16 protein-coding genes and 1 tRNA gene are annotated in these 15756 nt (G+C 41.6%); 4 read left to right on the forward strand and 13 right to left on the reverse strand.

Annotated elements, in window-relative coordinates:
• Window positions 1–9 precede the first annotated feature (9 nt).
• Window positions 10–594 carry an LPS export ABC transporter periplasmic protein LptC gene (gene lptC, locus LZG94_RS03835; protein WP_233790620.1) on the forward strand — a complete coding sequence of 195 codons (585 nt, stop codon included), beginning with the start codon at window positions 10–12 and terminating at the stop codon, window positions 592–594.
• Here the strand turns inward: lptC and LZG94_RS03840 are convergent.
• The 11 genes from LZG94_RS03840 to LZG94_RS03890 all read right to left on the reverse strand — a co-directional run bounded on the left by LZG94_RS03840 (window position 586) and on the right by LZG94_RS03890 (window position 9925).
• Complete coding sequence (locus tag LZG94_RS03840; protein WP_233790621.1) at window positions 586–1005, reverse strand: cytochrome c; 420 nt, start codon at window positions 1003–1005, stop codon at window positions 586–588. The two genes, lptC and LZG94_RS03840, sit on opposite strands and share 9 nt — an antisense overlap.
• The gene (locus tag LZG94_RS03845; RefSeq protein WP_233791115.1) at window positions 995–1585 is read right to left on the reverse strand and encodes an SCO family protein; all 591 of its coding nucleotides are present in this window, start codon (window positions 1583–1585) and stop codon (window positions 995–997) included. The genes LZG94_RS03840 and LZG94_RS03845 overlap by 11 nt, the downstream gene beginning before the upstream one ends.
• Window positions 1586–1645: 60 nt before the next feature.
• On the reverse strand, window positions 1646–2083 hold the full coding sequence (locus LZG94_RS03850) for a viral A-type inclusion protein (RefSeq protein ID WP_233790622.1): 438 nt from the start codon (window positions 2081–2083) through the stop codon (window positions 1646–1648).
• Window positions 2084–2126: 43 nt separating this feature from the next.
• Window positions 2127–3782, reverse strand: a complete 1656-nt coding sequence (gene recN, locus LZG94_RS03855) for a DNA repair protein RecN (RefSeq protein WP_233790623.1) — start codon at window positions 3780–3782, stop codon at window positions 2127–2129.
• Between the two features lie 16 nt (window positions 3783–3798).
• A complete protein-coding gene (locus LZG94_RS03860; RefSeq protein ID WP_233790624.1) occupies window positions 3799–4041 on the reverse strand; it encodes a hypothetical protein in 243 nt (80 codons plus the stop codon).
• Window positions 4041–4967, reverse strand: coding sequence for a DUF4835 family protein (locus tag LZG94_RS03865; protein WP_406566172.1), 927 nt, complete (start codon window positions 4965–4967; stop codon window positions 4041–4043). Before LZG94_RS03865 ends, LZG94_RS03860 begins: the two co-directional genes overlap by 1 nt.
• The gene (gene coaBC / locus LZG94_RS03870; protein ID WP_233790625.1) at window positions 4952–6157 is read right to left on the reverse strand and encodes a bifunctional phosphopantothenoylcysteine decarboxylase/phosphopantothenate--cysteine ligase CoaBC; all 1206 of its coding nucleotides are present in this window, start codon (window positions 6155–6157) and stop codon (window positions 4952–4954) included. Before coaBC ends, LZG94_RS03865 begins: the two co-directional genes overlap by 16 nt.
• Before the next feature lie 134 nt (window positions 6158–6291).
• The gene (locus LZG94_RS03875) at window positions 6292–6606 is read right to left on the reverse strand and encodes a DNA-directed RNA polymerase subunit omega (RefSeq protein WP_215235671.1); all 315 of its coding nucleotides are present in this window, start codon (window positions 6604–6606) and stop codon (window positions 6292–6294) included.
• 46 nt (window positions 6607–6652) lie between these two features.
• Entirely contained in the window at window positions 6653–7579 is a 927-nt protein-coding gene (locus LZG94_RS03880; RefSeq protein ID WP_215235672.1) for an outer membrane protein assembly factor BamD, read from the reverse strand.
• A 75-nt stretch (window positions 7580–7654) separates the two neighbouring features.
• Window positions 7655–8275 (reverse strand): T9SS type A sorting domain-containing protein, encoded by a 621-nt coding sequence (locus LZG94_RS03885; protein ID WP_233790626.1) that lies wholly within the window; start codon window positions 8273–8275, stop codon window positions 7655–7657.
• Window positions 8276–8449: 174 nt separating this feature from the next.
• Window positions 8450–9925, reverse strand: coding sequence for an OstA-like protein (locus tag LZG94_RS03890; protein WP_233790627.1), 1476 nt, complete (start codon window positions 9923–9925; stop codon window positions 8450–8452).
• A gap of 278 nt (window positions 9926–10203) precedes the next feature.
• Here LZG94_RS03890 and tilS point away from each other — a divergent pair, with 278 nt between their 5' ends.
• The 3 genes from tilS (at window position 10204) to LZG94_RS03905 (ending at window position 12876) form a co-directional block, all read left to right on the forward strand.
• Window positions 10204–11553 (forward strand): tRNA lysidine(34) synthetase TilS, encoded by a 1350-nt coding sequence (gene tilS / locus LZG94_RS03895; RefSeq protein ID WP_233790628.1) that lies wholly within the window; start codon window positions 10204–10206, stop codon window positions 11551–11553.
• Window positions 11554–11657: 104 nt separating this feature from the next.
• A tRNA-Ser gene (locus LZG94_RS03900) sits at window positions 11658–11742 on the forward strand.
• A gap of 162 nt (window positions 11743–11904) precedes the next feature.
• A complete protein-coding gene (locus tag LZG94_RS03905; protein ID WP_233790629.1) occupies window positions 11905–12876 on the forward strand; it encodes a hypothetical protein in 972 nt (323 codons plus the stop codon).
• A 191-nt stretch (window positions 12877–13067) separates the two neighbouring features.
• Here the strand turns inward: LZG94_RS03905 and LZG94_RS03910 are convergent, their stop codons facing one another.
• Together LZG94_RS03910 and LZG94_RS03915 are read right to left on the reverse strand one after the other, a co-directional pair.
• Window positions 13068–13961: a hypothetical protein gene (locus LZG94_RS03910; RefSeq protein ID WP_233790630.1), complete on the reverse strand. Its 894-nt coding sequence runs from the start codon at window positions 13959–13961 to the stop codon at window positions 13068–13070.
• A complete protein-coding gene (locus tag LZG94_RS03915) occupies window positions 13951–15348 on the reverse strand; it encodes an AAA family ATPase (protein ID WP_233790631.1) in 1398 nt (465 codons plus the stop codon). Before LZG94_RS03915 ends, LZG94_RS03910 begins: the two co-directional genes overlap by 11 nt.
• Window positions 15349–15756 lie beyond the last annotated feature (408 nt).

The raw sequence follows: 15756 nt of genomic DNA on the forward strand, positions 1-15756 counted from the left end.
TCCTTACGAATGAGGGTTTTAATACTAGCACTGTATATTTTAAAAGGAGATAAAATTTTATCTCCTTTTTGTATTGTAGCCCTGCTGGCGATCCTTTTATCATCTTGCGAGGATAAGAAAAATAAGGTAGGCGCCTTGTACACAGGCCCGGTAGAGGTAGTTAACGATGTGCAGGTTAAATACAGCGAGCAGGGGAAAATGAAGGTATTGATGAAAACGCCAAGATCGCTGCGATTTCAAAACGAAACACAGATTTTTCCCGACACCGTAAACATCAGTTTCTTCGATTCGCTGAGTACAATCGTAACAAGGTTAAGGTCCGACTCAGGAAGGTACGACAAGAGTTCGGACATTTATATTGTGAAAGGAAATGTCAAGGTGGTAATGTCCGAATCCAATCAGATCATGTACACTTCTGAGCTTAATTGGAGCCCACGGACCAGGAAGATTTTTACTGATAAACCTGTTGCTATCCGCAAAGTAGGCAGCCCGGAAGTTACTAACGGAGTCGGACTGGATGCCGAGCAAGATTTTACAAGTATCAAGTTCAGAAAAGGTACGGGCGTTTACAAATTGAACCCGTCTTCACAATAGCGGAGCACAATTCTGCAAAGATTTCTGAATCGATTCAATGGAGGTGTAGGTACTGTCTTTTCCCCATTTTATCGTTACATAAGTCACAAGTTCAGCTAGCTCAATATCCGTAAGCTTTGGATTTCCGGGCATCGGTCGGCTGAATTTCTTTCCTTTGACCATAATCGTATCATTCATTCCATTCCGGATAATACAGGGAAAGAGCTCTTTTTTGCCGAGCGAGGCAGCACCTCGTAAGGGCGGATACAAATTGGAAAGACCTTCTCCACCAGGCTGGTGGCAATTCGCACAGTTGGTAGTATAAAGCTGAAAGCCTTCTGCAAAATATTGCTCCGTTTTAAGTTCGTCTTTAGTACTACATGAAGCAAGGGAAATATGAAGCGCCAGTAATGCAAGCTTGTTACTTTTCATACTCTTTCAGCAGCTTCGCAATATCTTTCATGAGCTTTTCTGTTCCTTCTTCGGTGGTTCCGTCGTACATACCCCTCACATGCTTTTCTTTGTCTACCAGAATAAATGCGCCGCTGTGTAAAAATCCTCCGGCAGCTGCACTATCTTCCTGAACAACAGCCATATATTTTTTCTGACCGATATCGTAGATCTTCTCTTTTTCTCCTGTCAGAAACTGCCACTGATTCCCTTCCACACCCAGATCTTTCGCATATTTATCTAGTACCTGCGGTGTATCATGCTCAGGGTCAATAGAATGGGAGAGAATCATGAACTCCGGGTTTCCTTTATATTGATTGTAAATTTTAGTCATTTGCCGCTTCATAACCGGGCAAATAGTAGGGCAGGTGGTAAAGAAAAAATCAGTCACGTAAATTTTATTCTCGACTATTTTCTCGGTTACAGTTTCTCCGTTTTGATTCACAAAGGAGAAAGGCGGAATGGTGTGGTAAATGGTATCGACTACTTCTTTGCCATTCACAGTCTTGGTAACCCAGTCACGTTCGCCCATGATAGGCAACTTGTTGTCACTACAACTCATAAGCGCGAGGAGCGCGGATAATGTCAGGAACGGAGTAATGTATTTTCTGAAATGCATAAGTTATTCTAAGAATTTTTTCGCTTCCTGCAAAGACCTCAAAGTCAGTTGTTTAACTTGTAAGATCTCATCTTTTTCTGCTTCAAAATAAAGTACTGCCTGCTCGGATTGCAGCTTTTTGGCAGAATCACCTTTGTATCCGTGCATCCAGTCCATCATCGACTTGTCGGACTCATTCAGTTTGTTATTTATATCTATCGCCTTGATCCGTTGTTCGGCCAGGGAGTTGCTGCTCAAACCGATATTGTCAAGACTGTCGATCTCTTTTATTTTCGTCGATAGCATTGCTTTCAAAGTCATAATGCTATCCATTTTCGGCATGATCTCGTCGTGTATCGCCAGCACTTCCGTTTCCAGATCGGTAACCTTGTCTTCTCCCGCTTTTTTTTTACAACCTAAAAAGACTGTGGCCAAAATTGCTGTTAGTAAGATTTGTTTCATGATTCGGGAGTTGTTGTTTACGTTTAGAAATAATATTTAAAGATCAGCCTTTCAGGATCAGTTCTCTCGCATTGAGTAATACCGCCTCGGAAGGATTGTGGCCGCCAATCATCTGGGCTACCTCCTGCACACGCTCGTCAATGGTCAATTTTTTGATCTTACTCACGGTTTTGTCCGCCGAATGATCTTTATATACAAAATAATGCGCGTTGCCGCTGCTGGCAATCTGATGCAAATGCGTGATAGCGATGATCTGGTGGTTCTTGGCCATATTTTGCATCATCTTACCCATTTGTTTGGCAATCTCGCCGGAAACGCCGGTGTCGATCTCGTCAAAGATAATAGTAGGAAGCATGCGTTTGTCGGCCAATATGTATTTTATTACCATCATCAACCGCGAAAATTCCCCCCCAGATGCAACCAGGCGCAGTTCCTGGGGCGTAATGCCCTTATTACCACTGAAAAGGAATGCGACCGCATTTGTCCCGTTGGGGGAGGGGGCAGTATCGGAAAATTGAATGGACAAGGATGCATTCGGGATACCCAGCTCAACCAATCGTTCCAGAATCAGTTTCTCGATCGGCTCGGCTACCTTCTTCCGACTTTCAGCCAGTATCTCACTGCTTTTAAGCATTTCCTGCTTTGTCCGGATCATCTCGTTTTCAGCAGCCAGCAAATCGTCGTCCAGGTTCAGGACTACATTTAGTTTCTCCTGAAGTTGATTTTCGATAGCGAGCAGTTCGTCAACGGAAGTTGCCTGATGCTTTTTTAATAAACCATAAATCAGGTCCAGCCGCTCCTGAACTTCCAGGCTCCTGCCCGCATCAACATCCACTGAATTGTTAACCTGATCAATTTCGTCAGCAAGATCTCTGAGCTCGATCAATGCACTTTGGGCCCGCTGCCGCAACGCTTCATATCCACCCACAAGTCGCGCAGCCTGCGAAAGTGCGGCTGTGGTATTTTTGAGAAGATCCAGTACCGATGTTTCGGGATTATCCAGGTAAGTGTAAGCAAGTTGCAGGCGCTCTTTGATTTCTACTGCATTCTCAAGAATCGTAAGTTCTTCTTCCAATTTTTCCTGCTCACCCTGGCGAAGGTCTGCCGTATTCAATTCCTGGAATAAAAACTGATCGTAATCGAACTCTTTGCGAAGCTGGGCTGCCTTTTTTTGAAGTTCATCAAATCGAGTAGCTGCCTGGCGAAAAGCCTGATAATGTTGTGAATATGTTTTAAGGATAGCTGCGTTTTTGGCAAACGAATCAATTACTTCCAATTGAAAATTATTGTTACCCAATAAGATCGAATCGTGCTGCGAGTGAATGTCGAGCAGCTGGCTGCCAATCTTTTTTAATGTATCAAGATTGACAGGTGTATCATTGATAAATGCGCGCGACTTACCTGAGACTGCAATTTCTCTTCTGATAATGCATTCATCGGCGAAATCCAGATTTTCATCTTCAAAGTTCGGACGTAAGTCATAGCCAGCCAGATTAAAGCTCCCTTCTATTACGCATTTTTCGCCGGAATCGTACAACGATTTCACATCCGCGCGGTTTCCCAGCAACAGGCCAATCGCACCAAGCATAATGGATTTTCCCGCTCCGGTCTCCCCGGTAATAATGTTGAGACCAGGATCAGGCGACATTTCCAGTTGCTTGATCAATGCGTAATTCTTGATAAGTAAATTAGAAAGCATGTGATTTGGAGAGCGGTCAGGTTTTAATTAGCGAAGCGGAGTTTGCGTCATAGACGATCTCATATAATTCAGTGAATGCAAGCGTATGTTCGTGCCTGCGAGGATCTTGAATAACCAGTTCGCTGGTTGTAAACGAAATCAAAACGCCAAAATACGTTTTGCCATTATTCAGTACGCCATGGATTTCGTGTTTCAATAATCCTGTCAGTTCCTGATCGGACAGCCGGGACGATGCGATGCGGGTCAGTCTTTTGCTCATTATAAAGAAAGGCGCTGGTACAGCTGCGTCTTGGTTGGATCCAGGCTCACAAGCAACGTATATGCCTTAGCGCGTTCATCAGGCTGGGCTTCAATTAGTATTTTAAAAAGCTCCTCAGACTTGGCATCGAAAAATGAATTGATCACGACGCTAGCGGGCCTTAGCTGATTTACTTCCTTCAAAGTGGTCAGAAATTCCAGCACTTTCGCCCTCGTCTCGACTGGGTTTTCAGTTGCTACGTCCAACCCTTGCCGGTAGTATTTATACATTCCTTCCCTAAAAGGAGTGAATTGCTGACTCATGAGATTTTCAATCAACCAATACCGGTTCCGGGATTCACCGCCCGAGTCCCAGCCCCGTTTGTTTGGAGATGAATTTCTGGCCTGGTTAACGAGATTAAAAGCCCGCTGCACGTACGGAGACCCGCCCATTTTACTGAAAGAGTCATAATCGAATATCAGCGCTACATTCGCATAAAAGGCGAGAATATAAGGTAGCTCCTCGGTGTAGCTGTTTTCGTTAAAATATAATTGGGTATTAGGTAAATAAGTAAAAGTGAAGTTCTTATCTACATATGTGAACAGTACCGATTCATAATTTGAGTTGTAAACCGGCCTCGAAACAACCAGCTGTGCATTACCCTCGTAGCTGCCCTGCGCCAGCGATCTGGTTAGATTGACATTCAGCTTACACTTAATTTTCTCTTCTTTCGCAAACTGGTCATTCGTCCATCGGGTATTGTTCAAAAACTCATTCATGTAGTTTTGAAGCTGGTTCATGGACTGCGGGTCAGTTTTCTGCTGCGCCACAAGCTGCTCATAATTCAAATTGACAGTAAATTGCAGCTCCTGCGCGAAAATGCTACCAGCATTTAAGGTCAATAAGAGAATAAAAATTGCGGCAAGTTTTTTCATACCTTTTTCCATTGATCAATCACAATTTCCAGAATATCCTGCGCGACTTCTTCTTTTGATTTTAATTCGAAGAGCCGCTTATTTCCTTTCCTGTCAATAACGGTTATTTTGTTCGTATCGTGCGCGAACCCTGCACCGGCATCATTAAGTGAGTTCAATATAATGTAATCGAGGTTTTTGCGGTTAAGCTTGTCCAGCGCATGGGCTACCTCATTTTCAGTTTCTAGCGCAAAGCCGATCAATAGTTGTCCGTCCCGTTTCTGTTGTCCCAAGGTGCCCGCGATATCGGCCGTTTTAATCAGTTCAAGCGCCATTTCTGAACCTTGTTTCTTAATTTTTTGATCGGCCACAAACTTAGGTGTATAATCGGCCACGGCGGCCGCGAAAATGACCACATCCTGCTCGTTAAAGTGCGCAGTAGTAGCGTCAAGCATTTGCTGCGCAGTCCCGACCTGTATTCTCCGGATCGCCGGTGGGATACTTTTGATGTTAGTCGGGCCGCTTACCAATGTTACCTGAGCACCAGCCGCAGCAAATGCAGCAGCGATGGCATAACCCATTTTTCCAGACGAATGATTACTGATAAAACGCACGGGATCAAGCGGTTCTACGGTTGGCCCGGCTGTTACCAGCACTCTCTTGGTAAATGCAAGAGGCTGCCTGGCAAAATGATCTTTAAGCCGGGAAACGATCGTTTCGGGTTCCGCCATTCTTCCATCACCGGTCAAACCGCTTGCCAGCTCCCCATATTCCGGCTGAATAAAAAAGTTACCGAACGATTGCAGTGAAGCTATATTCCGGGTGGTGGAAGGGTGATGAAACATATCCAGGTCCATTGCCGGAGCAAAGAATATCGGGCAGCGTGCAGATAGATATATGGCTGTTAGCAGGTCGTCGCAGTTGCCTGTTGCGCATTTCGCAAGCGTCTTTGCCGTCGCCGGTGCAATTACGATAGCATCGGCCGCAAGTGCCAGGTCAACGTGGTTATTCCATTCGCCCTCTCCACTTGTGAAGGTTGTGTAAACGGGATTTTTGGAAAGTACTGATAAAGTGAGAGGCGTAATAAATTCGGTGGCTGCCTGCGTCATTACAACCTGTACTGTCGCGCCGGCTTTGATTAATAGCCTTACCAACAATGCAGACTTGTATGAAGCGATACTTCCGGTAACTCCGATGAGGATATTCTTGCCTTTCAGATTCAACGCTTGTGGATTTATAGCTGGCTGAAATAGTTTGTTTCGAATGCAAAGTAAGAAGAAGTTCCTCCAAATCTTATGTATACAAATGAAAAACCAGCCACAATGTAAATTGAGGCTGGTTTTTCATTTGTTCTAATTTATTCTTCGTCGCTTGTAGTCCGGAATGCGTGGTAAGTTTTACCTTCGATAAATTCATCGATTGAAATGCTTCCTGCTTTTGGCATACGCTCGTAGAATTTAGAAATTTCGATTTGTTCTCTGTTTTCGAACACTTCTTCCAGATTGTCAACACCAGAAGCAAATTCAGCAAGCTTGTTGTTAAGCTCTTCTTTCATTTTGCTTGAAATCTGGCGTGCTCTCTTTGAGATAACCGATACAGATTCATATAGATTTCCGGTAACGTCCGCTATTTTATCGGTATCCCGGGTAATGATCGATGGATTAGTTGCCATGATTGTCTTATATAGTTTGAAAAATTTTAAAACACTATAATGTGGATTACTGACCTTTCGGTTCCGCAATCGCAGGGGTAGTTACTTTTGTAGGCTGGTTCTCAGGATCTGGTTTCGCCTCTTTCAATTTCTGTCTTTCCAATTCCAGTTTCGCAATTTCTTCTATCTGCTTCTGGCTGTTATCAAACATTCTTTCCGCATCGCGGCTAAATTTTCCCGTCGGATATTTGTCGACCAGTTCCTGATAAAACTTCACAACATCCTGGTGTCTCTCTTTCTGCTTGTCGATAAAGCTATTGGTAGCCAGGTTGTATTGCGATTCCACTTTCAGGAAGGCAAGTTCTTCGTTATACTGAGAGTCCGGGAAATCCTTTTTAAAGTTTTCGATCGAGATCACCGCAGATTTCAGTGACATCAGATTGAAATCACTGATCTTGTGGTAAAGCTTAGCCCGCTCGTAAGCTTTCTTTTCCAACTTAGATCTCAATTCCAAGATATACTTTGTACACTCGTCACGGAACGGACTTTCAGGATAGGTATTGATGAAATCCTGCATAGCCGAAATAGCGGTATGCGTACTCGTTTGGTCTAAATTATATGGGGAAGAGTCTTTATACAGCGAAAACGCATGCATATAATATGCTTCTTGCGCATAATCACTCCGCGCATAGGTGTCGTAAAATTTCTTGAACAGAAACTGGCTCGTGTTGTACTGACTTTGCTGGTACTGCGTGTAAGCGTAATAGAATTGCGCAAGTTCCGATTCTGTACTGCCTTTTAACAAAGGGATAAGTTCCTCAAACAGAATGCCGGCCTTGTAAAAATCTCCCTTTTTGTAATAGGCCATCGCAGCATCATACTTCTGCTGATCCGTGCCTGTTTTCTGTAATCGGGAGAACTTGCTACACGAAGTAGTACAAAGAAGGATTGCAATAAAAAGCAAGAAATAGCTTGCTGGACTGTTTTTTCGCATATTGGCTGCAAAGGTAATAAAAAAAGCTACACCATCCATAACGAATGCGTAGCTGATCTAGTGTTAATTAGAAGCCTATTGCTGATGGCGAACGAGCATTTTTTTAGTTGCTACTTTCTGACCGTCAATCGATAGCTGGTAAAAATAAAGACCGGTTGGCATGTCCTTCGTATTGACACGCAACTTCTTATCGTTTTTATTCAGCGTCAGTTCGCTCATTCTGGAACCAAGCACATTATAAAATATCAGCTTAGCCTCCCTAACCGAAGGGGCGATCGTAAAATCTAGCTCCGCATATTCACTGGCAGGGTTAGGATATATATTCGATACCGAAATCCTGTCACTAACATAAAGTTGCTCTTCTACTTTCAGATGAGCTTCCACAGCCACTGATTTCCTTTCTCCTGACCTTTCCACAACTTCGGCAGCAAGATTGGAATTGCTATCAGCATTGTTGGGGTTAGAGAACAAAAATGAGGTGTAGAATTTATTAAGCGCTTTTGGATTTTGTAAGGATAACGGTTTATAACTAAGCCCGGAAGGCATTACCGAAAACTTGATTTGCTCTGAACTGGCTGGCTTCTTCTTTCCGACTATGTTCAGCCGGCTGCCTCCCGATGCAGATTGTGCTTCTACGCTGTCCAGAGACAGAATAGTTGCGATGAGTATGTTCAAAAAGAGTACATATTTTTTCATAGCTTCAATTAATACTTTTGACTAATGTTCAATAGTTTAGTTAAAAAGTACACTACAAAAATATAGAGAAATAATTGGATCCTCAACATATATTGTGCGAACGGCTAACTTTATTTTTCAAAGGTAAAAAACCATGCCGGTTAGACAGAATTTCTTACCTGAACATTAAATTATTTATAATTCGGCCCAAATCGTTTTCTCCCGCGTTGGTTTCTCTGAAATGCGCCAGTTAAATCCCTCCAGTTGCCGCTCCGGCTGCTTGATTTTCATGGGTGGGATCAGCTTTCCGTCCGGTTTCCCCACAAAGGAAATTTTCTCTACGCGGTTTTCTTTGAACAGCAGGTTCATACGTCCGCATTCGACTCGGTTCAGACCAATATTCTTCTGTTTATCGTCAACAGCATAGTATGCGCTTTCGCCATTTCCTTCAACCAGAACCTGTTTTAACTGATTTTTGGCACCGAAATAAGCATTGATAATTCTCCCTTTGACTTGATTGAACTGTCTTACCAATGTGTCTTCCGTAATCACAAATGCCTTCCCTTTTAAAAGCATCCTGTTGATCTCATTGTTGACCAGAAACGCTGTAATGGTGTCTGCCTCCATCTGATAATGCTGATCGCTCCACAAGATCGGCTGTCGGAAAAATCGGATCACAGAATCCGCAGTATTATAATTTATCGAGTCGCATTTACCCTGAAAGTCAGACTTGTAAATAAACACGTTTTTATGTCCGATCAGCTTCCGGGTCGAGTCCCTCGCATTTTCAAAAGAATAAAGCGTATCAGCCCGAATGTACAATGTGTCCTCTGAAACTACATTTCTTACGTATGCGTGACCATATATTTTCGAGTATCCTCTTGATTTCCAATAATATCCTTCGTCACCATTCAAAACAGTCTTATCTTTTTTCGCAACAATCACCACATTGCCTTTTCCCTGCCCGTCATTACTTTTTCCATCGACGATCAGCGAGTCTGCGGTTAGTGTATACGTTTCATTATCAACCGTTGTTCTTTTGTGAAAACTGGATTGCGTCGTCTCTGTATTATATTGCCCCTTCGTCCCGACAACCGTACCATCTTTATTCACAATTTTGGTAGGCCCATTGAAATAGGACCACTTGGTTATCGAATTGTAAAGCAGCGTATCTGTGGTGAGTGTATATTTTTTATTAACAAGCTTGACATTTCTGTAATAGGTGAATTCTTTCGTCGCTGTATTGTAAAATCCCTCTTTACTTGTCAGCACATTTTCCTCGTCCACTGTTCGGCCCGGCTGCTTATAATAAGCAATTCCGTTTCCCATTTCGTATTCAATTTTTCGGGTCGTCAATGTTCTTTTGCTGTCTTTTAAAACAGTTTTTCGTCCACTGACAATTGCAAGTCTGGTGTTTCCGTAATAATAAAGCGTATCACCAGTCACCGTCACGGTATCTCCTTGCACGATCCTCACATTTCCAAAAGCCTCGATTACGTTCGTGTTGATATTCTGAATTGCCAGATTACTATACAAAAATGCGCCCTTGTGTTTAAAAACCCCATTGATAACCCGCCGCGACTCAATACCGTTTGCATTGAGAATTTCAAGTTCATCAGACTTTAAAATCTCTACCAGATCTTCACTGGAAGTATTATTATTTTGGGCCAATGTGCTGATGCACAGTATACAATGTAAAAAAATCAGTAAGGCAAAGAACGTCAGATGATTAATATTCCCTTTGATATTGATGACGCGTGAAAGTTTAAAAGAGTTGCAGCCTGACTTGTAATTATTTTTATCCATGTTCTTTTCTTTCTTTTACCTTTGAAACCAGCACCGGCAAAATAGTTGCTTGCGTGCAAAGGCCAGGTATTTTTGAGCCTGCCAAAAAGATGATCCGGCTCTGATATGCCAAAACTACATCAAATACATCTTAGAGGTTCTTTGTGAATTCTTTTTTAACTTTTATTAACCAACAAGCTTGGGAGCTGAATCAGAAAAGATCACTGCTGACTGTGAGTGGGGGAGTGGATTCTATTGTTTTGGCGCATTTATTTCATGTACAGGGATATAAGGCCGGTATTGCGCATTGTAACTTCAAATTGCGAGGCGAAGAATCTGATGCAGACGAACAATTTGTGCGCGAAATCGCAGCGTTGTACGGGTTTGAATTTTTCGTTACAGAATTTGATACAAAAACGTTAGCCGAGGAAAAAGGTATTTCTACTCAAATGATTGCGAGGGAGTTACGTTATAAATGGTTTGAGGAAATCCGGAAGGATAATCAATATGACTGGATAGTGACTGCCCACCATACCAACGATTCACTCGAAACAACACTATTGAATCTGGCACGAGGTACTGGCTTGCCAGGACTCAAAGGGATTGCGCCGCAGGTAAATGCGATCATTCGGCCGCTACTTCAAACGGCGAGGGAAGAAATCCTCACATATGCTCGTGAAAATAGTTTGCCGTGGCGAGAGGACAGGTCCAACTCGTCACTGGATTACAAGCGCAACCGTATTCGCCACGAGATTATACCTGTACTACAACAGCTCAATCCCTCCGTTGAGACTACGTTTATCAACACATCTGAGCGATTGCAGGCTGCCGAAAATCTGCTGGAAGAACTTCTCGAAACATGGAAGCGCAGTGCAGTATATCAAGAAAATGGCCTGATTTATATTGATAAAGGGAATTTACTCACTTCGACGGAGCCAGCGTTCAGGTTGTGGTCTGTTTTGCAGGAGTATAAATTTAGTTATGCGCAAGTCAAGCCGATCCTTACTGCCTTAAATGGAACCGTTGGAAAGACATTCAGTTCTGCGTCATACGAATTGTTGCTGGACAGAAATCATCTGATACTCCGGCGGCGGACTGAACAGGTTTCTGAAGATGAGATAACAGTCGGGGGGCCAGGATCGACTATTCCAGTAGGGAACTCATCATTGCTCTTTGAAGAAATATCGCAAAATCGAATAAACGACCTTGGTAAAGATAAGTCACTAGCCTTCATTGATTTGGAGAAAGTGCAGTGGCCGCTGACAATCCGCAAATGGAAAACAGGTGACACCTTTTTCCCATTTGGAATGGGGGGGAAGAGGAAAAAGCTGAGTGACCTGTTTGGCGACCTCAAAATGGACCGTTTTCAAAAAGGAGAAATGCAGGTTCTTGTAAATGGAAACGGCGAGATTATTTGGGTGATAGGTATTCGCTCAGATGAACGTTACAGCGTATCAAATGCGACTCCCAAAGTTTTGAAAGTGGCCCTGATAAACAAATTGAGCACATTATAGGAATATCGCCACAACAAAAAGTTAAACAAATTTCAACTTACATATTGCACATACAAGTTTTGTTTTTACCTTTGCACCACAATCAGGCATCGACCACGATATCTAGAGAGATGGCAGAGTGGTCGAATGCGACGGTCTTGAAAACCGTTGACTGTTACAGGTCCGGGGGTTCGAATCCCTCTCTCTCTGCAAAAGGTGTCTGATTAACAAAAACCCCGCTTTAAGCGGGGTTTTTTGATTTCTAGGCTATACTAAAATATTGAGCTCATTTTTTTCTTTGGCACTTTATGAGCTGGACGCATACTTGCCAAATCCCCCATTTGCAGCTATCTTGTTCTTTTGAAAACGCAAATGGCCTACCACATCACCCTCTTCTCTCCCGACACCTACCAGACATTCACGGAAACCGAGCGATCGATTTCCGGATTTCCTGAATCGCAAAAAACGCAGGCAAATGCCATCAAAAAAGGTGACAAGCTCATTGCTTATGTGACCAAATTATCCCGCTGGGTTGGTATCCTGGAAGTTACGGGCGACTACTTTATCAGCAACACGCCGGTTTACAGCTCAGATGATATTTACACACTGGGGTTCCCGGTGAAAGAAATCGTATGGCTTCCGCTCGATCAGGCGCTTCCGGTAAATGATGAAGAATGTTGGGCCGCCCTTTCTTTTACTAAAAACCTACCCGAAAAGAGCACCGCATGGACCAATATGGTGCGGGGAAACTTGCGCCGTTTTGAAGAGGAGGACGGGAATTGGATCGAATTCTATTTAAAAAGACAACTTTCAGCTCCCAAGCGTTTTCCGCTCAGTGAAAGTGATAATCGGAAGCTGGTCACATTGACCGTCAAAACGCAGGAAAGTAAGGAAATCGAAGTGTCGGTACCGACGAAGGAAGAGCAGGAATTTTCTCCGAAGTCTGAAAAAGAGGATGTTCGCGAGTCGATCCGGGTTCAGGCAATGCTATCCAGAATTGGCGAAAGAATGAAGTTGAAAATCTGGCTGCCGAAAAGTGACAGGCAAAGAGTCCTGGCAGTTTGGAAACCTGAAACGGACTCACTCCTTACCACGCTGCCATTGAATTATGATACCATCACGCTTCGAACCATTGAAAATATCGATGTGCTCTGGATCAAAGGCCGGTCGATCGTTCGTGCTTTTGAAGTGGAACATACGACTTCCATTTATTCCGGCATCCTCCGAATGGCCGATCTGATGGCCCTGCAACCCAATCTCGACATCAGTGCCCACATCGTAGCCCCAGCCGAGCGGCGCGAAAGGTACTGCAAGAAATCTCCCGGCCGGTTTTTGCGCTTTTAGAAAAAGGGCCTTTGAATGCACTGCCCCAAAAGTTAGACCTCGCTTGGATAGCTTTCGCCGACCTCACACCATAATAGGGCAATAATCTTGATTTTTTTCATAGTTGTATACTTTTTGGGACTGCTTTAGGGAAGAGAAATGATGTAGGGCAAATTGGGGTGGAGGGAATTTTTAACGGGAAAATGTTAATCTTAGCTGACCGACGTTGGGGATTCTAAATTGAAGCGCTTATATATAGTATCAAAAAGTTCATATTTTGTCAAGGTGCTCATTTCCAGAGCGATGAATAGGGTTTTTTCAAAACTAGAATCCTTGAATTGTTGCGTATTCTTTACACTATTGACATATCTAAAGAATGTATTGGCAAAATCATGGCCGTGTATAGAATTCCTGACGTCCCCTTGATAATTTTCAAGCATTTTCCTGACTTCCTTTATAACATATTCTGAGCGATTGCTAATTGCATTTTTGTGACAGAATCGCTCAACATAATCTTTTAAATCAAATGTTATGATTCCACCTCGACTTGCAGAAAATGCATTATCAATTTTCAATAACGCAGTTGGTTTAAAATCGGCGTCAATTTCACGTAGACACCTAAGAAAAAAAAGTGGTGGAAGAACTTTCGCCAGCTCCTCAATGACCTGGTTTGCCTCCAAGGGAAAATTACTAAACCCAATTTTTAGGATCTTTCCAATAATCTCTTCATTGAATACATATGCTTCTATACAGGAGTAATCCGATCTTAGCAAAAACTGATTATACGTCCCTCCGGAAATAAAATCATCAAAATCTTTATCGATAATACAAAGAATATTTTGACTAGAAGTGGCACTCGTAAGTTGGGAGGCGAACGAAATTAATTTATTTCTATTAGATCCTAACAATGGATCTTTGCTCATCAACTCTGAAAAATCTATTGATGAATCAATCTCATAAACGTTACACTCTATTGAGTAAACGCCCACAAAGAGATCAATAATACTCTTGTCCATCGGGCCTTCAACATAAATATCTTTTATTGTCGGCTCTAAGGAATACAATGTTAAAATTTCCTCAACAGTCCTTTTTAAATTACTTGGCATCTAAGGAAACTTTTCTATTTGTTAATTTTAAAACACGTTTACTATTGGAAGTTAATAACTCTACTGAATGTGTAGCTATTATAAACTGTACCGGGCTATTTCTGCTAAAACTTAACAGCGTTTTTAGAAGTGTTCTTTGCCATTTAATGTTCAATGAAATTTCGGGTTCATCGATAATAAAAATTGTTGCATCGTCAGTTGCGGTAATTGTGTTTATGAATAACAATAATAACTGCTTTTCACCAGATGATAAGAAATTGGGGGGAAGATCATCTCCGTTTACATACTTCAAAGAAAATCCAGAGTTTAAATTAAATGAGATAATTTTGTTTGAAAAATATGAATTCACACTATTGACAAATGTATTAATAATATTTTTTATACTCTCGAGAGCACCTAATTTTGCATTTGATCCCTCTATAAATGGGTCGAGTATATTATTGATAAAATTTATTGTCTCATAATCATCAACAGATTCAATTGAATCAAATATCTTTTTGTAGTCAAACGAGCTAATTAGTCCGAAATCCGAATATTCTTGACTCCTTTTAGCCAGGCTGTCGATCGTTTGAATCAAATATTCTTTTGATTTACTCGACTTGTTTTGAGTTGAATTACTTACACTGGTTATCAAATCAGTATAAATGGACTGATTACTAGTTTCTCCAATATTTGAGTAATATATCGTTTTATCCCTTATCCATTGAGTCAATGTTGCAAGTGACGCCTCAATATTGACAATTTCCTGATCTTTTTCTCTTCTCAGTTTGTCACGAATGGCTTTATTAGCAACTCTACTAATCTCATAGTGATCTATTATTTTAAAATCAAAACTCTCGCCGGAGTAACTATCAAAATATGAACCAGAATTAGACATTGATTTTCGATCATCTGAAAGAAAATATAGTGACAAGTTTAAGGATTTAATTAAATCCAAAATCTTGTTAAGTTGTCTTGATTTTTTTTCGTCATCTCTTACCTTTACATTGCAATCAGCATCTGTGGTAACATGAACTTCCAGATTTTTCTCACCAACTTTTGCATAATAAAAATATGACCCAGATATTATATTATTAGGCCTATAAGCACCTATTTCTACGTGATCGGATAGCCGAACAACAATTCTGTTAAATTTTGTTTTAGCTAAAAAGGTTCTATGACCAGAGTCATTTTTTTCAGAAAGTAAATTAAATATCAGTCGCAAAATTGTAGTCTTACCAGAACCATTGTCTCCATATAGTATCATCAATTTATCTAGTGAACTATGACTTTCGTCCTCGGGCAGCAAATATGTAAAGTATCCAAAAAGATTTTCAATACATATGTACTTGATATAAAGAAGATTCTTGTGAAGTGTTAGTTCTGAATCAGTTATTGTTTCATTCATGCTTCATTTGTTTATTATAGTTGTGAAAGGTGAATTCGTAAACTTAAATATCAGACCGGTTGAATTCTATTTGAGATATCCAAAAACAGATAGAATTCTACAATTTAACCCTCGATTTTAGACTATGCGTCTGATTTTTACCCCAAACGAAAGATAATATGCGTGCAATATACTCCTAAAAAGGTTTCCATGAGCGCTGATGCAAGCTGGAAAGTTTTTTTATGGATTGTGTTACTATTAAAGCTTCTATTTGGACTCAAACTACTTGCTCAACGAAATACTTATTCAACAATCTTTCCCGAAACCTCCCGATACAGATTCGGCACTTTATTAGGACGAAAGCCAAGTAATGTTCTGGAATGCTTGGTTGGAATATGAGGATCAGTAGAGAACCGTCGTTGGAGGCAA

The sequence above is a fragment of the Dyadobacter sp. CY343 genome (genome assembly GCF_021390335.1).
Classification (GTDB): domain Bacteria; phylum Bacteroidota; class Bacteroidia; order Cytophagales; family Spirosomataceae; genus Dyadobacter.